This window comes from Actinoalloteichus fjordicus (assembly GCF_001941625.1).
In the GTDB taxonomy this organism is placed as follows: domain Bacteria; phylum Actinomycetota; class Actinomycetes; order Mycobacteriales; family Pseudonocardiaceae; genus Actinoalloteichus_A; species Actinoalloteichus_A fjordicus.
The window spans coordinates 1,466,233-1,486,440 of the sequence record NZ_CP016076.1 but is presented as its reverse complement, the minus strand read 5'-3'; the positions used below and the strand labels follow the sequence as shown (position 1 = coordinate 1,486,440).

Genomic DNA, 20,208 nt, shown 5'->3' with positions numbered 1-20,208 from the left:
GACACGGGCCGGTGCCCCGGCCGGCCGCAGTGCCGTCTCGACCGAGTCCATCAGCCGCTGCTTCGCCGAGGCCGTCACGGCGAGCCGGTCGATCACGACCTCGATGTCGCGCTTCTCCTGCTTCTCCAGCTTGGGCGGATCGGTGAGCGAGCGCACCGCGCCGTCGACCCGGACTGGCGACCGCAGGCAGCACCCCGCCAGAAGCGCCCGATCGGGACATCGGGAGCCAGCCTCGTCGCGCGGGCGAACGCCCGTTCTCAGAGCCTGTCTTTGATCCCCCTGGAGTCGTGAGCGGGGATCAGCGTGGCTGAGCTGCCAGGCGGAGGAAAGAGACATAACGGAGTGTCGACTGACGACAACGCCGCAGATCGCCGCGCCGGCCCCGCGCAACTCCGAAAGTGGGGATTGAAGACAGGCTCTCAGCCCGGCCGGTCGCGACGCAGGAGCGTGGCGGCGGCGCGGACCCTGGGATCGGCCAGCAGTTCCTCGATCGTCACCGGCAGCGGCAGGCGCCAGTTCGGGTACTCGTCGACCGTGCCCGGCAGGTTCGGCTGCCTCGGCTCGCCGATCAGGTCATACGGCGCGGCGAGCAGCAGCCTGGCCGGTGTCCTGGCGAGCAGGGCATGCATCGCCAGGATGATCTCCGCCTCGCTCCGCTCATCGTCGCGCAGGCCCTCGCCGGGCGCTCCGGCCGAACCGAGGCCCGCCCCGGTCGAGACCGAGCCACGCGCGGGCAGCACGCCCTCGTCGGTCAGATAGGCCACGAACTCGGCCCGTTCGGCGGCAGCCCGGACGCGCTCGGTCTCGACATCGGAGGTGAGGACCCCGAGTTCGGCCCGCACCCGCACGTGCTCCCCCCGCAGGAAGCCCGCCGCCGTCGGGAGATCGTGGGTGGAGACGCTGGCAGCGGCGAACTCGCCCCAACGGTTCACCGGGAGCAGCGTTCCGGTCGGCAGGTCGGGATCGTCCTCATCCGCTCGTTGGAACCACAGCACCGAGGAGGACAGGATCTCGCGCTCGTGCAGGGCCTCGGTGACGCCGTCGGGGACGGTGCCGAGGTCCTCGCCGATCACCACCGCACCCGCGCGGGTGGCCTCCAGGGCGAGGATGCCCAGCATCGCGTCGGCGTCGTAGCGGACGTAGGTCCCCCGATCAGCGGTCTCGCCCGGCGGGACCCACCACAGTCGCCAGAGCCCGAGGACGTGATCGATGCGGATGCCGTCGGCCCGACTCAGCACGGCGCGCAGCATGTCGCGGTAGGGGGCGTAGCCCTGTTCCGCCAGCCGGTCCGGACGCCACGGCGGCAGTCCCCACCGCTGTCCCTGTTGATTGAAGTCGTCCGGCGGAGCGCCGACCGAGACCTCGGTGGCGAGCACGTCTTGGAGCGCCCAGGAATCCGCCCCGTCCGGCGTGACGCCGACGGCGAGGTCGGCGATCACGCCCACCCGCATCCCCGCGTCCCGGCCCGCCCGATGGGCCGCGTCGAGCTGATCGACGCAGCAACGCTGCAACCAGGCGTGAAAGCCCACTCGGTCGGCCAGTGCACGCCGTGCGTCGTCGACGGCGGGCGAGCGAGGATCGCGTAGGTCGGCGGGCCAGTCGCGCCAGTCGGCGCCGTGTCGTTCCGCCAGTGCCGCGAAGGTGGCGAAGTCCCGGAGCGCGGGCTGCTCGGTGAGGTCGAGCGGCGCGGCCGATGGCCACAGCAGCTCCAAGGCGGCCTGTTTGGCCTGCCAGACTGCGTCGTAGTCGATGCGCTCGCCGCCCGCCGGGATCGCGAGTGCGTCGATCACCTCGCGTAGCCCCTGCCCGGCAGCCTGGTACTCGGGCAGTTCGGCGATCCGCAGGTAGAGCGGGTTGGCGAAGCGCCTGCTCGACGGCGAATAGGGCGAGGCCTGGACGGGCGTGGTCAGCGCGGGGGCGTGCAGCGGGTTGAGCAGCACCACGTCGGCGCCCAGCTCGGTCGCGGACCGGCCCAACAGCTCCCGCAGGTCGCCGTAGTCGCCGATGCCCCAGGACTCGGCGGAGTGCAGGGCGTAGAGCTGGACCATCCAGCCCCACGCGCGCGGCACCTGCGGAACCGAGCGGGGCGCGACGACCAGCGTGGTGAGTTCGTCCCCGGTGCGCAGCCGGTGCCAGCCGATCGGCAGGTCCGTGGGCAGTCGATCGACGACCGCCCTGGCCCCGCCGTCCTCGAGCTCGATCACGGCGGGGCCGGTGAGTCCAGCCGACTCGCCCTGTCGCAGCACGATGGTGGCGGGCATCCGGGAGCGCCGCTCGGCCGCCGCCGCGAGTGCGGCACGCACCGCGACCGGGGTGCTCGCATCCACCCCGAGCCTGCCGAGCACCGCGACGACCACCTCGGTGGGGACGTCGATGCGCTGGTGCCGCCAGTCCTCGTACCAGGTGGCGACGCCGTGTTCCTCGGCCAAGGCGGCCAGTTCCTCGTTCACCCGTGCACCACCGATTCCGCTTCCGCCGCTCGACCCGACACGGGCGAGTCGTCCCGCCTGCCCGCACGATCGCCGGGCCGTCTTCTTGATCGTCGCCCACCAGGTCCGGAGCCCACAAGCTCATCGGTGTGGAACCACTCCATGCGAGGATGTTCCCGCGGAGGGGCCCGGCACCGCTGCGGCTCAGGTGGGCGAGGGCTCGGCCTGCGGTCGGGAGAAGAACGTCGCGCCGCCGCTGGCCACGATGACCAGGCCGATGGCCACCACTTCCAGGATCGAGAGCCGCTGGCCCAGCACGAGGAAGCCGGCCAGCGCCGCCATCGCGGGCCCGAGGCTCATCAAGACGCCGAAGACGCGCGCCGGGATTCGGCGCAGCGCGTGCATCTCCACCGAGTACGGCAGCACGGAGGACAGCAGCGCGACGGCGAGTGCGACGGCCAAGGTCGACGGGACGAACAGCGCCGTCCCCGCCGAGGCGATGCCCAGCGGCAGTGCGATCACCGCGGCGACGCACATGGCCAGTGCCAACCCCTGCACACCGGGGAATCGTCGGCCCGCCTGCGCGCTCAGCAGGATGTAGCACGCCCAGCCCGCGCCTGCCCCGAGCGAGAAGAGGACGCCGACCGGATCGAGTCGGTCGAAGCCGCCGCTGCTCAGCAGGATGACGCCCGCACCCGCCAGCAGCACCCAGGCCACGTCGCGGAGACGCCGCGAGAGCACGACCGCGAGACCGAGCGGGCCGAGGAACTCCAGCGTGACGGCCGGGCCGAGCGGCATCCGCGCCATGGCCTCGTAGATGCCGATGTTCATCGTGGCGAGGGCGAGGCCCAGTCCGACGACCGAGATCAGGTCACCTCGGGTGCGACCCCGAAGTCTCGGTCGGGTGATCGCCAACAGGACCAGGGCGGCCAGCGTCAGTCGGAGCGCCACCGTGCCCACCGGGCCGAGAAGGACGAACAGCGAGACGGCCACCGCCGCGCCGAACTGGACGGAGAAGCCACCGGTCATCACCAGCAGCAGGGCGGCGGGCCTGCCGCCCGCCGGAGATCCCGAACCGCCCGATGCCCCCGCCGTCGGTGTTCCGTTCGTCAGCTCGCCCACGGGCGAGACGGTAGCCCTACCCGCGCCGGGGGCAGGGAGCGCGACGTCGGCGGTCACGCGGCGGAAATGGCGGATCACCCCGAGGGACGGCCTCGCTACCGTCCCCCGCTCGGGTGATTTCGCTTGATCCGATCGGGGCGTCCCGAGGCCCGACCGGATCGACGATCGCCACCGACCCCACCCGGTGACCTCCGTGCAGGGCGCAGGCGGTCGACGACGGAAGACGACACGCCTGTGACGACGTCCCGCGACCTCGTCCGCCTGCGCAGGCAGGTCGTCCGGTGCAGGCGGGAGAGGGCATGGGCGGCCCGACTCCGGTCGGTCCGGTGCGCCGCCGCTCCCGCGACCCCGAAGGTCGAGCCAGCCGCCCAGAGATCATCAGTCGACGAGCCTTGCCACTTCCGTGGCGGAAAAACTCACACAGAGCAAACATTCGGGCCGCCGTCAGGCGACGAATACGCGAAAACGAGTGAGTCATACGTCACAACCGACGCCTGGCATCGCTGTTCGGTGCGTCGACTCAATGAGAAGGTCGACAGCGCCCCGAGCAACTGTCGTCACAGGATCGGGCTCGTGGAGTCTCCCTCGGGAGAGCCTGCGAAGGCACAACAGCGAAGACATAGCCGGTGACGGCGGAATGTGGGGTCGTGGTGGTCCGCAACCAATGGTCGGTGAACTGCCGAGATGTGGCGGGCAGAAAGCGGGATCTGACCGTTTTCGTCAATGACGGCCAGATCGTCATCGTGGCGCCCCCCGGCGAGACGGCGGTTCTGGCGCCGTTAGAGGTCGGCAGGCTCAGAGCCGCGTTGCGTGACGCGGTGGTCACCGCGTCCGTAGCCTCTAGGGAATGAGCGGAACCGACACCGACGACCGGCCCGTCCGGTCTATCAGGATCGCCGACACCGCGGACATCGCGGGCTTCTTGGCGCTGTTGGACGACGCCGTCAAGTGGCTGTGCGAACACGGTTCCGAGGGGCAGTGGGGCTCGACGCCGTTCTCCGCACGGGAGAGCGCGGTAGACCGCGTCACGACGTGGGTACGCAGCGGCCGAGTACACCTCGCCGAGCAGGACGGGACTCTGCTCGGCGCCATCGCGCTCGGCCCGGCTCCCGACTACGTTCCGCCGACGACGGTGCCCGAGGTCTACGTGGTCGCTCTCGTGTCCGGACGTGACCCGGCCGCCAGAGGCATCGGCGGCCGACTGCTGGAACTGGCGCGGGAGTTCGCCGTCGAGCAGGGTGTCGACCGCGTACGCCTGGACTGCTGGGCGGGCGGCGAGGGACGCCTGATCAAGTACTACCAGGATCGCGGATTCGAGCCGGTGGAGACCTTCGACCACCACGGCTGGCCCGGCCAGATCCTCGAACAGCGTCTGGTCAGTCGATGACGAGCGCTCCGGCGGGCGGCGGGCGGCCGCGATGAGCCGGTCGGACACCCCGAACAGCGTCTGGACCGGCCTGCGCGGCATCCGCACTCTGATCGACAACGGAGTGCTCCGCCCGATGCGCCCCGATCGACTGATCCGGATGCTCGCCGCCATGTGGCGGTGGAACACCAGTCTGCCGCTCGGCTATGCGACGGGCGCCGTTCGGCACCCGGACCGGCCTGCGGTGATCGACGAGCACGGCGCCGTCAGCTATGCGGAGCTGAGCGAGCGCACCACCCGGCTGGCCAACGGGCTGGCGGGCCAGGGAGTGCGGGAGGGCTCCTGGCTGGGCGTGCTGTGCGGCAATCACCGCGCACTGGTCGAGACACTGGTGGCGGGCAGCAAGCTCGGGGCGAAGATCCTCCTGCTCACCGATGCCCTGTCCCCGGCCCAGGTCGCGCGGTTCCTCGATGACCAGCAGGTCGACACCGTCGTCATCGATCATGAGTTCCGCCCGAGGCTACGGGCCGTCGACCGTGCGCTGACGACGATCATCGCGTGGTCGGAGACACCGGTCTCGGCGATCACCATCGAGCAGCTGATCATCGACTCGACGTCGACACCGCGAGCGCGGCGACAGGACCCGGAGGACGTCGTCGTCCTCACCTCCACCAGCCACGGACTGGCCACCGCCGTCCCGAGCCGAACACCCTCACGCATCACGCCCGCCGCGACGGTGTTCGGCCGCATCCCGCTGGAGGCGGGCGAGCGGACCCTCATGGCGGCGCCGCTCTCCCATACCTGGGGCATGTCGGCGCTGCACTTGACCGTGGTCCTCGGCGCGACGCTGATCCTGCTGCGCGAGCCCGACGCCGCCTCGATGCTGTCCACGCTGCGCCGCTATCGCTGCACCTCGATGTTCACCCGGCCCTCGATGCTGCACGGGCTGGTCGAGGCCGGTCCGCCGCCGGAGGGCCTGCCCGCCCTGCGCGCGGTCGTCTCCACCGGGGCGCAGCTGCCCGGCGAGCTCGCGGCCCGGTTCCGGGACGAGTTCGGCCCGGTGCTGCACAACCTCTACGGCACGACCGAGCTGTCCTGGGTCAGCATCGCCACCCCCGCCGACCTGCGCCGCGCCCCCGGCACCGTCGGACGGCCGCCGCGCGACATCCGGGTGACGATCCGCGACGAACAGGGGACGCTGCTGCCGCCGGGCGAGTCCGGACGAATCTTCGTCGAGGGCGCGGGATGGGAATTGCAGCGCGAGCAGGACACCATCGCCCAGTCGTTCGGCCCGGCGGGCCGGGCGTTCACCGGCGACCTCGGGCATCTTGACGCGACGGGACTGCTGTTCGTCGACGGCAGCGCCTCCGACACTCATTCGACGGATCATGAGTGAGCCGCGCGGCGATAAGGCAGGGTGAGGCCGTGACTTCGACAGAGACGGGCGCCGGGAACGCGACACCGCTGCGTGAGGTGCGGCTGCGCCCACCCGAGCACCGCGTCAGCAGCAAGGCGATCATCTGGTGGACGCTGCGTTGCGTCTTCGGTTGGATCGTCGTGATCGCGCCGCTGCTCGTCGGCCACTTCCTGTGGACGGACCCGCCGATCCCGCTGGACCTGACCTCGGCTGTCGCGGGTGCGGTCGCCGTGCTGCACGTCGCCGTCATGCCGACGTGGCGGTATCGGGTGCACCGCTGGGAGCTCAGCGAGCACGCCGTCTACACGCAGAGCGGCTGGCTGAACCAGGAGTGGCGGGTCGCCCCCGCCTCACGGATCCAGACCGTCGACACCGAACGCGGGCCGCTCCAACAGCTCCTCGGCCTCTCGACCGTCACCGTGACCACCGCCTCGGCGGCCGGACCGCTCCAGATCACCGGGCTGGACCGGGACCAGGGCATCCGCATCGTCGAAGAGCTGACCGCCACCACCGAGGCGAATCCGGGTGACGCGACGTGACCAGCGGTGACACCGAAGGCCCTGTCGTCCGCGCAGGCCGTGAACCCGAGTCCCCGACGAACGGCGGCGTTCCGAGTCCGCCGACACCGACACCGACCCCGCAGAACGGCAGCCAGGTCGAACCGCGCGTCGGGGCGGGACAGGACAGCGGCGATCCGGACCCCGAATCGGCGACCCCCGCAGCCGGCAGCCGCTCGGCGGGCCCGCAGGCAGCCGAGACGCCGAGGGACCAGTTGGTGCCCGCGGCCGAACCTCCGCTCGCCCCCGCAGGCGGAGCGTTCTCCTTCGCGCCGTACCCGTACCCGGCAGGCGAGTTCGCGGGCCACCCCGGCTCCGCTGCGCCGCCCCCGCCCGAGGCGGAGCTGATCGCGGCGGAGCAGTCGGATCAGCGGCTCGACGCGCGCGTGATCGCGGTCAAGCCCCTCAACGAGGCGTTGGGTCTGCTTCCCGTGCTGCTGCTGGCCCTGGTGGTCCAGGGCGCCGATCGCTGGCAGTTCCGGGTCGCCGCGGTGATCGCGGGTCTGCTGCTGGTCAACGGTCTGATCCGCTGGCTCACCACGCGGTACCGGATCAGTGAGGACCAGGTGCTGCTGCGCACCGGCTGGCTCTTCCGCACACGTCGCGCAGTTCCCCGCGACCGCATCCGCACCGTCGACCTCACCGCGAAGCTGATGCACCGCATCTTCGGCCTCACCACGGTGAAGATCGGCACCGGCGGCCGTAAGGGTGCGGGGCTGAGCGACGAGATGACGTTGGACTCGGTGTCGCGGGCCGAGGCGGAGCGGCTGCGTCAGGTGCTGCTGCACCGTGCGCCCGCACCCGTCACCGCCGATGCGGACGCAGGCGCGGAGCCCGGCGACACCGGGGCAGGCCTCGCAGGCCGGGTCCAGGCCGAGCAGCCCGGCACCGTGCTGTCCCGCCTCGACCCGCGCTGGCTGCGCTTCGCCCCGCTCACCCTCGCGGGTCTCACCGCCGTCGGCGTGCTGGCAGGCCTGAGCATGCAGTGGATCCAGGAGCTGTCCCTCGACGAGGTCGGGCTGATCCGCGACGGGTTGACCTGGCTGGACGACCTGCCCGTCGGGCTGCTCGTCGGCGGGATCATCCTCGCGCTGCTGTTGATCAGCACGATCCTCTCGCTGGTCGTCTACGCCATCCGTTATTGGAACTACGTCCTCACCCGCGAGACGGACGGCACCATCCGCGTGCGACGCGGGCTGTTGACCACGCGCGCGGTCTCCCTGGAGGAGAAGCGGCTGCGCGGCGTGGAGCTACAGGAGCCGCTGCTGCTTCGAGGCGCGCACGCCGGGCAGGTCAACGCAGTCGCCGTCGGCATCAGCGCGGTCTCCCCGGACAGCAGCCAGCTGCTCCCGCCCGCGCCGGTGAGCGAGGCCCACCGAGTCGCGGCCGGGGTGTCTCGTCAGGACCGTTCCCCCACGCAGACCGCGCTGAGCAGGCACCCCGCCGCCGCACTCTCCCGCCGCCTGGTCCGCGCCGTGGTCCCCGCGCTGCTGCTGGCCTGCGGCCTGTGGGCGCTGACGCTGCTCGGCTCCTGGCCGTCCTGGCCCGCCTGGGTCGCCACGGCGCTGGTGCCGGTGGCGGTGTTCCTCGGCGTGGATCGCTACCGAAGCCTGGGGCACTCGCTGGACTCGCGTTACCTCGTCACGCGCCACGGCTCGCTGAGCCGCAACACCGTGGCGCTGGAACGCGACGGCATCATCGGCTGGAACATCAGCCGGTCGGTGTTCCAACGCTCCGCAGGCCTGGTCACCCTCACCGCGACCACGGCGGCGGGCGGCAACGCCTACTCGGTGATCGACGTCGGCGAACCCGTGGCGCTCGGCGTCGCCGACGAGGCGGTCCCCGATCTGCTGCAGCCGTTCCTGATCGGCGCGAAGTCGCCGGGCGGCGGCGCCGCGACACACCAGCAGCCCGTCGGGACGGCGCAGGTCGAGCACCTAAACTCGTCGTCGTGAATGACCGGTTGGTATGGATCGACTGCGAGATGACCGGCCTCGACCTGAAGTCCGACGCACTGATAGAGATCGCCGCGCTCGTCACGGACGCCGATCTGAACGTGCTCGGCGAGGGCGTGGACATCGTGATCAGGACCGAGGAGTCCGCACTGGACGGGATGCCGGAGGTGGTCCGGCAGATGCACTCCCGCTCCGGTCTCACCGAGGAGGTCCGACGCTCCACCGTGACGATGGCCGAGGCGGAACGCCGGGTGCTGGAGTTCGTCCGCGAGTACGTCCCGGATGCCCGCACCGCGCCGCTCGCGGGCAACTCGATCGGCACCGACCGAGGCTTCATCGCCCGCGACATGCCCGAGCTGGACGCCCACCTGCACTACCGGATGGTGGACGTCTCCTCGGTCAAGGAGCTGTGCAGACGCTGGTACCCGCGCATCTACTTCGCGCAGCCGGAGAAGGGCCTGGCGCACCGGGCGCTGGCCGACATCAGAGAGTCGATCCGCGAGCTGCGGTACTACCGGCAGACGGCGTTCGTCGCCCAGCCGGGGCCGACGACCGAGCAGGTGCAGGCCGTCGCCACCCGGCTGCTCGGCGAGACCGCCGAGGTCGGCGGCACGGCGCTCGCGCAGGAGAAGGCGAGCGGAGACGCCTGATCACCGGCGCGAACGACGGGTCGAGCCGCTAAAGGGGAACCCGTTTCCGATGCCGAGTACGGACACGCTAAGCTGTGCCACGTCACGGCGGCTGCGACCGTCGGATCGTGGTGGGTGTAGCTCAGCTGGTAGAGCACCGGGTTGTGGTCCCGGGGGCCGCGGGTTCAAGTCCCGTCACTCACCCCAGCCGGACGAGGTCCGAGCCTGTCGATTGAGGGATTCTCCTTGATCGAGGCTCGGGCCTCGTTCTCGTTTCGGGGCGTTCTCCGTTCCGGCGCGCGTGCGTGTCGGCTTTGGATCCCGGCACCGCATCGGGTGTCGACCGGCCGGGCCGTCCGCGTCGTCGTCCTGGCGACAGGGTGCCGTTCTCCGCTGGACGGCACGCTGTCCGGCACGGGCGGGCACACTCCCCGCATCCCGCGCGGCGCAGGCGGGCAGGCAGCCGTTTCAACGATGTTCTCCTGGTCCGGTTCGACCAGTCGGGCCCGATCCCCGCCGCGATGCGTGGTGCCTGCGGTCGGCTCCCGGCCCACGCGATCAGCGGCATCGGCGCCAGCAAGGGCGGCTCACCGAGCCTGCGGAGGTCCACCGGCCGGACCGACGATCGTGACGTCTCGAGCTCAGGCACTCCGCCCGAACAGCAGGTCCAACTGCGCATCGAACACGGCCAGCGCCGTCTCCGGCGAACAGTCGCCGCTGAGCGCCTGCATCCCGAGCCCTTCGACCAACGCCGTCAATGCCCTGGCCGCGTGGGCTGGCTCGAGGTCCGCCCGCACCTGCCCTGCCGCCTGCGCGGCACGGAGATGATCGGCAACCAGCAGCTGAAGGCGGGCGTTGTCCGTCCGCACGGCGGCCCCGATCTCCGGGCGGCCTGCGGCATACGCCAAGAACGCCAACGCCACCCGCCCCTCGGTCCGCCGTGCTTCGTCGAGCGGCAGCAGCTGCACCAGGAGTCGTCTGACCAACTCGGTGACCGGCGCGTCGCCGCCGGGGGCGTCAGCGGTGAGACGAACGGCGACCTTCTCCCGGATCACCTCCATGGCGAAGGTCATCATCTCGTCCTTGCTCCGGAAGTAGTGCTGAACCATGCCGGAGGTCACGCCCGCCTCCGCCGCCACGTGCCGAAGGCTCACCGCCTCGACCCCCCGTTCGGCCGCGACGCGCATCAGCGCGTCGGCGATCAGCGTGCGCCGCTGGTGATGGTCGACCTGCTTGGGCACGGGCACATGGTGCCACATTGACAACGGTCGTCGCCGCTTTTACATTGCAGTCGAAATGCAAAAATCACAGTGAGGCGACCACCATGCCGCTGCCGACCCTGCCCTTCGACCGCCTCCACCCGCTGGCTCCCCCGCCCGCCTACGCCGACCTCCGTGACCGGGCACCGATCGCCGCCGTCACCGCAGAAGACGGGCAGCCTGCCTGGCTCGTCACGTCATACGACGCGGCGTCCACGGTCCTCGGGGATCCCCGATTCGGCGTCTCCCGACCCGGCGATCCCCGGTCGGAGGACGCCACCCTGCTGACCGACGGAGAACCGCACGCCCGACTCCGTCGCCTCGTCGGAAAGACCTTCACCCGACGTCGGATCGCCGCCCTCCGCCCGCGCGTCGAGGCGCACGCCGCCGCACTGGCCGACCGACTCGCCCACGGCGACCAGCCTGCCGACCTCGTCGCCGACTTCGCCGCGCCGCTGTCGATCACCGTCATCAGCGAACTCCTCGGCGTCGACATCGCCGAGCGGGACCGCTTCCGCAGGCTCGCCGATGCGGCAGGCGCCGCAGACTTCCTCTCCGCCGAAGGCGACCGGGAGGCCGCACAGCAGGCCTGGCGCGAGTTCGGCGAGTACGTCGGGGGCCTCGTCGCCGCGAAACGCGAGGAGCAGGCGGACGATCTGCTGAGCGCTCTGATCACCGCGCACGAACGCGACGACGACCAGCTCACCGATGGCGAGCTGACCACGCTGGCCCTCACGATTCTGGCCTCCGGGTATCTGACCGCGACGAACTCCGTCTCGGTCGGTGCGCTCGTGTTGATCGACGAAGGACGGCTCGCGGCGTTCCCCATCGAGCCTGCGGCGATCGACGCGGTGGTCGAGGAGGTCGTGCGGCTTCAGATCGCCCTGATCGGCGAGGTCTTTCCGCGCTGGGCGCACGAGGCCGTCGAGTTGGGCGGCGTGACGATCCGAGCGGGTGACCGAGTCCTCGTCCGGTTGGGGGCGGCCAACCGCGACCCCGCCAGGTTCGACCAGCCCGACAGCTTCCGCCCCGGCCGGAGCGCAGGTCACCTCGCCTTCGGCCGTGGACCGCATCACTGCCTCGGCGCAGCCCTCGCCCGGCTTGAGATCGGCGCCGCGCTCCACGCGCTCGCGCAGCGCCTCCCCACGCTCGCGCTCCGGGGCAGCATCGACGATGTCAGCTGGTCACGCAGTCATGCCGATGCAGGCCCGACGGCCGTCCACGTCATCTGGTGAGGAGGCTCGTGCCCCGCCGACGCGGCCGGTGCCCCTGGCGACGGACGGCCTGATTCTCAGGTCGGGTCGTCCGGTCCGGATCGGTCGGCCCGTCCGCCGCCGAGCCCGCCGAGGGATGGCACCCACGGCGCGGGCGAACAACTCGTCGTCGAAGCGGGCCTCGTCCAGGTGTCCTGAGGCGTCCAGCGTCGGGTACCGCGACGCGGCCCACGAGGAGGCGCTGCGCCTCGGCTGCCCCCGGCAGGCAGGCCCGCCTCCGTCGGCATCACCGCACCGACGGCGAGCCCGCCCGGCTGATCTACGACGTCGGCGCTGCACTCCGACTCGGGACGCTGGGTTCGCGCCCGCGCCTCGGGCAATCGGGCAGGGTCGGCGCCGGGTGGGCAGGCAGACGCCGACGGCGGGCCCGAAGCGCCTCAGCAGAGACGTCGGACCCGCCGTCCGGGAAGGGTCGAGACGATCGGGTCAGCGGCGGCCGCCCGCGCTCCACTCGTCCCAGGAGATCTGCCAGTCGTTGTAACCGCCACGTCCCCCGTCGCCGGGCAGCTCCTGCCCGCCGGAGTTCTCGATGATCACCACGTCACCGCTCTTGACGTTGTCGTAGAACCACTTGGCGTCCTCGGTGGAGAGGTTGATGCAGCCGTGGCTGTCGTTGGCCTGACCCAACAGGCCGTTCCACGGCGCCGCGTGCACGAACTCGCCGTTGTTGGCGATCCGGGTGGCCCACTGGACGTCGGTGACGTAGCCGCCCGAGGCGACGTCGAGGCCGTAGGTCGAGGAGTCCATCGTGTACTGCGCGTGCTTCGAGGTGGCGACGTGCACGCCGTCCCAGGACTGGAACGGCGCCTTGCCCAGCGAGGTGGGCATCGTCCGGACGACCTCGCCGTTGATCTCGACGGTGAGCTGATGGGTGGCGCCGTCGGCGCGGGCGATGAAGGAGTCGCCGACGGTCAGCGTCGACTGGCGGCTCTCCTTGCCGTAGACGCCGTTGCCGAAGTGCTTGCCGTAGACGTCGGCGTCGATGGTGATGACCGTGCCGGGCTCCCAGTACTCCTGGGGACGCCAGTGCACCCGCGTGTCCTCGAACCAGTAGAAGGCGCCCTCGACCTCGGGTTCCGTGGTGATGGAGATCGCCGCCTCCACCGCGGCCTTGTCCTGGATCGGCGTCCCGTCGAAGTAGAAGGCCAGCGGATGTCCAACCCCGATGGTCGCCCCCGGCAGCGGCGAGAAGCCGACGTAGGCCTCGGCGCTCGGCGTGGCGGTGGTGAACTCCGAGGTCTCGGTGACGGTCTCGCCGTCGGCGTTCTCCCCCGTGGCGGTGAGCGTGTAGGCCCGGCCGTACCCGAGCGGCTCGGCCAGGGACCAGCTCAGCCCGTCCTCGGCGAGTTCCCCCGCGACGGCATCGCCGTCCGGATTGGTCATGACGACCTCGGTGAGGACCCCGTCCTCGGCGGTCACCTCGATCGGATCCCCCGGCGCGACGTCGGTGCCCGCATCAGCGGGCAGGGAGAGCGTCACCGGCGGAGCAGGCGGCGCACTGGACGACTCCGGGCTCCCCGCGCCACCGGCACTCCCACCGGCCTCCGAGGTGCATGCCGTGACCAACAGCGCGACGAGTCCGGCGGCGACGGCTAACGCAGGCCTCCGCACCGCACGCAGCCCGCCCTGGTCGCCGGAACGAAGCGTTCTACTCACTGTTTCCCCCATGCCGCCATCGGGCGGCTCGATCCCTAGCCTGAACGGGGGTATGAGTCACAACCGCCCCCAGTCGGACCGGTGCCCCCCGAAACCTCTTTGCCCAGATAGACGCCGCAACACCACGCCTGGTTGCATCCCCAAGCCAATCGATGCCAAGGCTCTCCTGTCAGCCTAATGGGGGAGCCCGTCAACCTCGATCGACTTCGCTCGTCCGAGCCGGCGGCCACCCCGCACGGCACCCGGTCGTCCGACCGGCCTCCTCGTGTCGCCACCTGTGTCGAGCCGTCGGGCCGGGGGTCGGATTTCAGGGTCCGACGGGGCCTGTGTTACTGTTCTGCCGCGCCGCACGGAGAGCATCCTGCGGGGCGAAGAGAGATGAATACGCGGCATTAGCTCAATTGGCAGAGCAGCTGACTCTTAATCAGCGGGTTCGGGGTTCAAGTCCCTGATGCCGCACTAAGGTCAAGATCCCGTTGACCAGTGCGTATGTCGTAAATCTAGATCACCTTAGCGCCGGTCTGCCGGGCACCTGTCCAATAGGGTGTCCAATAGGTCGGCGCTAACGTGCGTCTATGGCCAGAACGAAGCGCGTCAAGGACCTGACCGGCATCCGGGCGCGAGGCTCGCGGTACCAGGTGCGAGTGTTCACCGGCTACGACCCGAACATCGGCAAGGCGATCATGGTCACCCGGTCCGCCAAGACCGAAGACGAGGCGATCAAGATCCGGGACCGCTTCCTGGGCGCGAGGCGCGGGACCACAAGAGATCCAACCCCGGGGCAACGTTCGATCAGTTCTTAGACGAGTGGCTGCGCAGTCACGAGGTGGAGAAGACCACCGCGAGCGCCTACACGCTGCTGGCGACCCGCCCCACGTTGGGCCGGACGACGCTCCCGCGAATGATGCAGCTCGGCCCTAAGGTGTTCGAGGACCTCTCGGCGGAGTTGAAGCGCTGCCGCCACCGATGCAACAAGACCAAGGGGGATGTCCAGGATCCGAAAAGAACACTCGTCAGCCGAGCCTGGTCACGACCGACGTTGTCGTCACCCCGCCTGAACCCTCGCCTACCGCGAGAAGCGTGAAGATGGCCACGCCGCCGAGTATCACGCAGAAGACGCCGACCGCCGCGACCGTCTGATACAGCGGACGATGCCGCCTCGCGCCGTTGCGAATGCCCAGGAAGCCGATCAGCACAGCGGCCAGACCAGGAATCGGCGACAGCGGAAACGCGACCACCAGCAGAATCACGGCGAAGAGGGCGGAGAGTGCGCCCACCACGGCCAGCCACGGGCCCACGGTGCTTGCGGATTCGGGACCCGCCGAAGCCGACATGTCGACAAAGCTAGCAGAGGACGATCGATGAGATCGATCTTCGACGGCCCTACTCACCCGCTCGCACCACCGCCTGCCGGTACCGGCACACCGACCCGCTCGGCCCCGCCCACCGCCTAAAATCCAGTGGTGAGCCCTTCGCCGCTTCGGATCGTCGCCCTGTTGTTCCCGGACGTCACCCAGCTCGACCTCACTGGACCCGCGCAGGTCTTCTCCCGACTGCCGGACACCGAGGTGCATCTCGCCTGGCATGACACCCGGCCGGTGGTCACCGACTGCGGCTGGTCGATCGTGCCGACGACAACCTTGGCGGACTGCCCGCAGGCCGACGTCCTCTTCGTGCCCGGCGGCAAGGGCGCCTTCGACCTCTTCGACGACAAGGTCGCGCTGGACTTCCTGCGCAGGCAGGCTGCGGGCGCGTCCTGGGTCACCTCGGTGTGCACCGGCTCTTTCACCTTGGCGGCGGCGGGGCTGCTCACGGGTCGCCGCGCGACCAGCCACTGGTCGGCGCTGCCGATGCTCGCCGAACTCGGGGCGATCCCGACCAGCGAGCGGGTGGTGATCGACGGGAATCGGATCACCGGTGCAGGCGTCACCTCCGGGATCGACTTCGCGCTCGTGCTGGCGGCGAGGATCTTCGGGGACGACGTGGCGAAGCGGGTCCAACTGCGGTTGGAGTACGACCCGGCGCCGCCGTTCGACGCGGGTTCGCCCGCGACGGCGGACCCGGAGTTGGTGGCGGCGACCATCGGCAGGGTGGACGAGGCACGGCTGCAGGCAGTCCGCCGGGCGGCGGCCCGACTCGGCGAGTCAGCTCGGTGACGAGACCGCCTCGGCATCCGTCTCCGCGCCGAGACAGAACTCGTTGTCCTCGGGATCACCGAGGACGATCCAGTCGTCCGTCCTGCTCAGCACACGCGCCCCGAGTTTGATCAGTCGATCGGCCCCGGCACTCAGGTCGTCACACCGCAGGTCCAGGTGCAGTCGATTCTTCGCGATCTTGGGCTCGGGAACGAGTTGAAAAAACAGCCTCGGTCCCCCGTCGGCCCTCGGCTCGACGAGGACCAGCGGATCGTCCTCCGGGTCGTCGATGCCCTCGGCGCGCAGGCGCGCGAGTTCCTCCTCGTCGTAGGGGGCGACCTCGTAGTCGTCCAGAGCGGCGGCCCAGAATCGGGCCAGCGCGGCCGGACGAGCGCAGTCGACGACGATGTCATGCAGTCGGATCACGTCGGCGATTCTGCTACATGGAATCGACGCCGCCCACTGCATTTCGCCGGTCCCCTGCCGCCCGGTCCCCTACAGTCCGACGCATGTCACAGTCGGAGATCAGGCCACCACTGTCGGTGCGGCGCCCACGCCTGTTCCTGTGGCTCGGTCTGGGCGGCCTGTTGGCGACCGGAATCCTGCTGCTGTACGTGAACCTGCTGTTCGTGGTGGCCGCCGCAATGTCCTGTGCCGAGCCTGCGAACTGCTCGGTGCCGCGGAACGTCTTCCTGCTCTACGGGCCGACTGCGACGCTGCTGGCAGGCCTCATCACCGGTGGGATCGGCGGGGAACGCGCGATCCGCGCGGGCAGGCCCGTCGTAGGCTGGGTCGGGTGGCCCTGGCTGTTCTACGCGGCGGTCTTCCTGGTGGCCCTGATGGTCTCGTTGTGACCAGGCGCTGATCGTCGCCCGTGAACGGCGAAGCAGGCAACCCGCCGACCCCGCCGCCGCGAGCCCGTGGCTACAGGTTCTTCTCGATGTTCTCCAGGTACCGGTCCATCGGGTGATCTTTGAGCGCGTCGCTGCCCGGCAGCAGCAGCTCGTCGGTGTGACCCCCCACCTTGTCCGCGATGCCGCCCCACAACGACAGCTGCTCGTGCAGCGCCCCGGTTCGATCGAAGTATCGGGCGGCCTTGACGTGCCGGAACACCGGCTCGGGCGGCAGCTGGGGGACGATGTCGTTGTTGTTGACGAAGCGGAAGGTTCGTCCCTCCAGCGCCTCGTCGTAGGCATGCGCGAGCCGCGGATCACAGGTGCGGGGCTGGCCGAAGGTATAGACGCCGTCGGGGGTCAGGTTGGGGTCCTCGAAGTACAGGGTCGCCGCCGCCAGCATCGCCAGCGCACCGCCGAGGCTGTGGCCGGTCAGCCAGATGCTCTGGTCGTTGGTGCGGAGTTCCTTGATGCCTTGGCACACCAGGGGAAGAACCGTCGCCAAGGCCTGGTCGAAGCCCAGGTGCACCAGGCCCCGGTCGGCAGGCCCAGGAGCGACGGGAGTGGTCGCGTCGGTGAGCCAGTCCTTGATCTGCGTGATCTCGGTGCCCCGAAAGGCGAGGATGATCATGTGATCGCTGGCGGCCAGGTACGCCTGTGTGTCGTCGAGCGGCACCGGCAGATCCCGCACGACGTGCAGGAAGCGGAACCGGTCGAAGCCCCAGCGCGCCGTCTCCGCCCGGATCTCCTCCTCCCCCGAATAGGCGAGCTTCGCGGCCTTGCCCAGCCAGTAGGCGTGGTCGAGCTGGTAGCCGGTCACGCGGTGATCGAGAGCGGAGACAGTCATCGGTCGCCTCTTCCGTGGGGGCGTGAGTTCCGCTGCCGCACGGGCGAAGGCGACATACGGGCCGGGCGCGAGCCGCTGGTCACCGAAGCCGGCCCGGACTCGATCGCGAGCGATCACGATCTCCCCGTGGCGCACAGCCGAGATCAGGTCCGTCGGGCGGCAGGGGTTCTGGACAGTGCGACGGTAAGACCGCCGCCGGTCATGATCCAGTTCGACCACCTCATCCAGCGACATCCGGTCGAGTGAGGATGCCGAGGGCGGCGATGCGGTGCGCGGCGATCATCGCGAGGTCGCAGGCGTGCTGCGCAGGTCGGCCCGTCGACACGAGGCCGTCACCCGGCAGGACGGCGATCCGACCGGCCTGACACGACCGGGTGGGGAGAGCCCGGTCAGGCTCTCCCCACCCGTGGTGGTGCGATCGGACGCCGAAGCGTCAGCTACACGCGGAGTTGTTCAACGAGAACGCGGCCGGTGCGACGTGCGCCCCGCTCAGCGTGCCCTGGAAGCCGAAGCTCACCGAGCCGCCTGCCGGGATGCTCCCGTTCCACCCGCTTCCGCTGGCGGTGACCTGACTGCCCTGCTGGGTGACCGAGGCGTTCCAGGCGCTGGTCACCTGCTGACCGCTCGGGTTCGTCCAGACCAGCGACCAGCTCGGCAGCGCGGTGCTGCTGGTGTTGGTCACGGTCACCTGGGCGACGTAGCCCGCGTTCCACTGCGACTGGACGCTGTAGCTCACGCTGCAGCCGGTGACCGGGCCGGGGTCACCGGGGTCACCGGGGTCGCCGGGGTCGCCCGGGTCGCCGGGGCCGGAGCCGAGCGGCGGGTGGGCATTGGCCAGCAGCTCCTGGAACTGAGCGGAGAACCAGTGTCCGGAGATCGGCGCGTCGGGCAGTGCACCCGAGGGGTTGTTCTGGTTACGCGGGTTCCCCTCGTAAGTGGGGTCGCACATCCGGTCGAAGCCCTTGCCCTCGTCGTTCGGGATCTCCTCGCTGGAGCCGTCGGACTCTCCCGGTGGCTTGGCCCAGACGTAGGCGTCGATGCCTGCGGCGGGCGAGGCGGTGGGCCGCTCGCCGAGGCCCGCACCGGCCTGGTTGCACCAGTTCCCGGGGTTGATCCGGCGGTCGTAGCGTCCGCCGTCGACGTAGGCGTCGGCGCTGGTCTCGGGGCCAGGTCCGGTCGGTCGCTCGCTGCCGCCCCAGCCGTTGCGGGAGGTGTCGATCAGCATGCCGATGTCGGAGTTGAAGCCCGCCGAGATCGCCTCCTGCCGGAATGCCTGAGCGAAGCTCAGCTCATCGACGTAGTTGTTCCAGTCGATCCAGCTGGACTCACCCCGGATCGGCTGACCGTTGATGGTGTCGCCGATGGAGAAGTTCTCCTCCTCCAGTGCCGAGAAGTTGGCGGTGTTGGCGATGAAGCCGTGCACGTCGTCGGGGGTGGCGCCATTGGCGTTCGCCGCCTCGAAGAACAGGTCGGCGGAAGCCCCGAAGTTGTCCTCCCAGCCGATCCAGCCGTGGTGGCCCGCGTCGACGTAGTTGTAGACGTTCGGGATCGCGCCGAGCTGGGCCAGGGCGTAGCCGACGCCGTTGACATAATTGCCGTTGGCGAGCATCTCGTCGCACTCGGGCGTCGCGGTCTCACGTCCGCCGACGTTGGTGACCAGGTTCGGCAGCGAGTCGATCTCGATGATCGTCGCGATGCGCAGGCTCGAGTAGGCCGGGTCGGCCAGGATCTCCGCGATCGGGTCGATGTACTCCGACTCGTATCGGGGCAGCTCGTCGGGGCCCAGCTCGCCGTTGGAGGCGAGCGCGGCGCAGTCTCGCCCCGGCAGGTTGTAGATGATGACCTGGAACAGGTCCGCGCCCTGGGAGACGGCCTCGTCCAGGTGGTCGCGCAGCCCGTAGTCACCCGTCGTCGGGCTGCCGTTGCCCTCGATGGCGCTGATCCGGTCCATCCACACGGCGGTGGGCTGGTCAGCGACGGCCGAGCCGCCGGGCTCGGCGGCGGCGTTGGCCGCCCAGATCGGGTTCACATAGACCTGAGCGCCGTCGTACGGATTGTCGACCCGCTGCTGCGCAGGTGCCGGATCGTTCTCCGCACCGATGGCCGTCTGACCGACGGCGAGTAAGAGTCCAGAGGCGAGAACCATCGCCGACGCTGCGGCGGTGCCGCGACGGCGACGTGATTCCCTCGCCTTGCTTGGGGAGTCATATCTCATTTCGGCTCCTTGCTTGTTACCTCACGACACCCTTGTCCGAGGCGGTAAGCGCTTCGCGACGGACCATTGGGAGCGCTCCCAGAACGGACTGTACCAATGCGGTAACAGGCTGAAAAGAGGGCGTAACGCGAAAACTGTGTTCTGGATCACCGATGCGACTCCGACCACGTTCGCTTCGACGAAGGAAACACCAGGTAGGGACGCCGGGAACTCGCCGAGAGGTCGGCCGAGAAATTCGTTCAAGGATCACGCAGATCACCGGACGGCGACACGGGGCATCGGCGGCGCCCTTGTCCAGGACGGGCGGGAACACTCTCGATCACGCTCCGACCGCCGGAGCTTCCCCGTCGATACGTGCGCTGACCTGCATTGAGAGCGTCGGATGTCGAGAATCAGGCCCCGCTGTGCATGATCACCATTCGGGGCCGTCGAACCCCGTCGACCGAGGCCCCTT

Annotated in this window: 18 protein-coding genes, 2 tRNA genes and 1 pseudogene; 12 read left to right on the top strand and 9 right to left on the bottom strand. The window is 70.1% G+C overall.

The window, feature by feature from the left end; translation table 11 throughout:
• Positions 1-18: 18 nt before the first annotated feature.
• The 3 genes and pseudogenes from UA74_RS33370 to UA74_RS06795 form a co-directional block, all read right to left on the bottom strand.
• A pseudogene (locus UA74_RS33370) lies at positions 19-174 on the bottom strand (hypothetical protein); the annotation flags it as partial.
• A 245-nt stretch (positions 175-419) separates the two neighbouring features.
• Positions 420-2,450, bottom strand: a complete 2,031-nt coding sequence (gene malQ, locus UA74_RS06800) for a 4-alpha-glucanotransferase (protein WP_075739524.1) — start codon at positions 2,448-2,450, stop codon at positions 420-422.
• 183 nt (positions 2,451-2,633) lie between these two features.
• Complete coding sequence (locus UA74_RS06795) at positions 2,634-3,551, bottom strand: EamA family transporter (protein ID WP_232237658.1); 918 nt, start codon at positions 3,549-3,551, stop codon at positions 2,634-2,636.
• 647 nt (positions 3,552-4,198) lie between these two features.
• Between UA74_RS06795 and UA74_RS06790 the strand changes: the two genes are divergently transcribed.
• The 7 genes from UA74_RS06790 to UA74_RS06760 all read left to right on the top strand — a co-directional run bounded on the left by UA74_RS06790 (position 4,199) and on the right by UA74_RS06760 (position 9,682).
• Complete coding sequence (locus UA74_RS06790) at positions 4,199-4,402, top strand: hypothetical protein (RefSeq protein ID WP_157442179.1); 204 nt, start codon at positions 4,199-4,201, stop codon at positions 4,400-4,402.
• Entirely contained in the window at positions 4,399-4,938 is a 540-nt protein-coding gene (locus UA74_RS06785; RefSeq protein ID WP_075764043.1) for a GNAT family N-acetyltransferase, read from the top strand. The genes UA74_RS06790 and UA74_RS06785 overlap by 4 nt, the downstream gene beginning before the upstream one ends.
• A gap of 31 nt (positions 4,939-4,969) precedes the next feature.
• The gene (locus tag UA74_RS06780) at positions 4,970-6,313 is read left to right on the top strand and encodes an AMP-binding protein (RefSeq protein WP_075739520.1); all 1,344 of its coding nucleotides are present in this window, start codon (positions 4,970-4,972) and stop codon (positions 6,311-6,313) included.
• A gap of 29 nt (positions 6,314-6,342) precedes the next feature.
• On the top strand, positions 6,343-6,873 hold the full coding sequence (locus UA74_RS06775; protein WP_232237657.1) for a PH domain-containing protein: 531 nt from the start codon (positions 6,343-6,345) through the stop codon (positions 6,871-6,873).
• Positions 6,870-8,846 (top strand): PH domain-containing protein, encoded by a 1,977-nt coding sequence (locus tag UA74_RS06770; protein WP_075739519.1) that lies wholly within the window; start codon positions 6,870-6,872, stop codon positions 8,844-8,846. Before UA74_RS06775 ends, UA74_RS06770 begins: the two co-directional genes overlap by 4 nt.
• A complete protein-coding gene (gene orn / locus UA74_RS06765; protein ID WP_075739518.1) occupies positions 8,843-9,496 on the top strand; it encodes an oligoribonuclease in 654 nt (217 codons plus the stop codon). Before UA74_RS06770 ends, orn begins: the two co-directional genes overlap by 4 nt.
• Before the next feature lie 110 nt (positions 9,497-9,606).
• A tRNA-His gene (locus UA74_RS06760) sits at positions 9,607-9,682 on the top strand.
• 434 nt (positions 9,683-10,116) lie between these two features.
• On the opposite strand, the gene UA74_RS06755 is transcribed toward UA74_RS06760, so the two are convergent.
• Complete coding sequence (locus UA74_RS06755; RefSeq protein WP_075743489.1) at positions 10,117-10,716, bottom strand: TetR/AcrR family transcriptional regulator; 600 nt, start codon at positions 10,714-10,716, stop codon at positions 10,117-10,119.
• Positions 10,717-10,799: 83 nt separating this feature from the next.
• Here UA74_RS06755 and UA74_RS06750 point away from each other — a divergent pair, with 83 nt between their 5' ends.
• The gene (locus tag UA74_RS06750; RefSeq protein ID WP_075764041.1) at positions 10,800-11,969 is read left to right on the top strand and encodes a cytochrome P450; all 1,170 of its coding nucleotides are present in this window, start codon (positions 10,800-10,802) and stop codon (positions 11,967-11,969) included.
• A gap of 465 nt (positions 11,970-12,434) precedes the next feature.
• Here the strand turns inward: UA74_RS06750 and UA74_RS06745 are convergent, their stop codons facing one another.
• On the bottom strand, positions 12,435-13,664 hold the full coding sequence (locus tag UA74_RS06745; RefSeq protein ID WP_232237656.1) for a L,D-transpeptidase: 1,230 nt from the start codon (positions 13,662-13,664) through the stop codon (positions 12,435-12,437).
• A gap of 386 nt (positions 13,665-14,050) precedes the next feature.
• On the opposite strand from UA74_RS06745, the gene UA74_RS06740 reads away from it, so the two are divergent.
• Positions 14,051-14,123: transfer RNA gene (locus UA74_RS06740), tRNA-Lys, on the top strand.
• A 116-nt stretch (positions 14,124-14,239) separates the two neighbouring features.
• Complete coding sequence (locus UA74_RS06735) at positions 14,240-14,467, top strand: hypothetical protein (protein ID WP_075739515.1); 228 nt, start codon at positions 14,240-14,242, stop codon at positions 14,465-14,467.
• A gap of 210 nt (positions 14,468-14,677) precedes the next feature.
• Here UA74_RS06735 and UA74_RS06730 read toward each other — a convergent pair whose 3' ends face one another.
• A complete protein-coding gene (locus UA74_RS06730; RefSeq protein ID WP_075764039.1) occupies positions 14,678-14,998 on the bottom strand; it encodes a hypothetical protein in 321 nt (106 codons plus the stop codon).
• Between the two features lie 129 nt (positions 14,999-15,127).
• Here UA74_RS06730 and UA74_RS06725 point away from each other — a divergent pair, with 129 nt between their 5' ends.
• Positions 15,128-15,820 (top strand): DJ-1/PfpI family protein, encoded by a 693-nt coding sequence (locus UA74_RS06725; protein WP_075743488.1) that lies wholly within the window; start codon positions 15,128-15,130, stop codon positions 15,818-15,820.
• Here the strand turns inward: UA74_RS06725 and UA74_RS06720 are convergent.
• Complete coding sequence (locus UA74_RS06720) at positions 15,809-16,225, bottom strand: VOC family protein (protein WP_075739513.1); 417 nt, start codon at positions 16,223-16,225, stop codon at positions 15,809-15,811. The two genes, UA74_RS06725 and UA74_RS06720, sit on opposite strands and share 12 nt — an antisense overlap.
• An 83-nt stretch (positions 16,226-16,308) precedes the next feature.
• On the opposite strand from UA74_RS06720, the gene UA74_RS06715 reads away from it, so the two are divergent.
• Positions 16,309-16,653 carry a hypothetical protein gene (locus tag UA74_RS06715; RefSeq protein WP_075739512.1) on the top strand — a complete coding sequence of 115 codons (345 nt, stop codon included), beginning with the start codon at positions 16,309-16,311 and terminating at the stop codon, positions 16,651-16,653.
• A 70-nt stretch (positions 16,654-16,723) separates the two neighbouring features.
• Here the strand turns inward: UA74_RS06715 and UA74_RS06710 are convergent, their stop codons facing one another.
• Both UA74_RS06710 and UA74_RS06700 read right to left on the bottom strand, forming a co-directional pair.
• Positions 16,724-17,539: a lipase family protein gene (locus UA74_RS06710; protein WP_075743487.1), complete on the bottom strand. Its 816-nt coding sequence runs from the start codon at positions 17,537-17,539 to the stop codon at positions 16,724-16,726.
• 433 nt (positions 17,540-17,972) lie between these two features.
• Positions 17,973-19,754 (bottom strand): glycoside hydrolase family 6 protein, encoded by a 1,782-nt coding sequence (locus UA74_RS06700; protein ID WP_083682982.1) that lies wholly within the window; start codon positions 19,752-19,754, stop codon positions 17,973-17,975.
• Positions 19,755-20,208: the final 454 nt, after the last annotated feature.

Excerpts from the sequence above, each read along its gene's own strand:
- UA74_RS06785 (WP_075764043.1), top strand. The coding sequence starts at position 4,399 with ATGAGCGGAACCGACACCGACGACCGGCCCGTCCGGTCTATCAGGATC.
- UA74_RS06780 (WP_075739520.1), top strand. The coding sequence starts at position 4,970 with ATGAGCCGGTCGGACACCCCGAACAGCGTCTGGACCGGCCTGCGCGGC.
- UA74_RS06750 (WP_075764041.1), top strand. The coding sequence starts at position 10,800 with ATGCCGCTGCCGACCCTGCCCTTCGACCGCCTCCACCCGCTGGCTCCC.
- UA74_RS06735 (WP_075739515.1), top strand. The coding sequence starts at position 14,240 with ATGGCCAGAACGAAGCGCGTCAAGGACCTGACCGGCATCCGGGCGCGA.
- UA74_RS06730 (WP_075764039.1), bottom strand. The coding sequence starts at position 14,998 with ATGTCGGCTTCGGCGGGTCCCGAATCCGCAAGCACCGTGGGCCCGTGG.
- UA74_RS06715 (WP_075739512.1), top strand. The coding sequence starts at position 16,309 with ATGTCACAGTCGGAGATCAGGCCACCACTGTCGGTGCGGCGCCCACGC.
- UA74_RS06710 (WP_075743487.1), bottom strand. The coding sequence starts at position 17,539 with ATGACTGTCTCCGCTCTCGATCACCGCGTGACCGGCTACCAGCTCGAC.
- UA74_RS06700 (WP_083682982.1), bottom strand. The coding sequence starts at position 19,754 with ATGAGATATGACTCCCCAAGCAAGGCGAGGGAATCACGTCGCCGTCGC.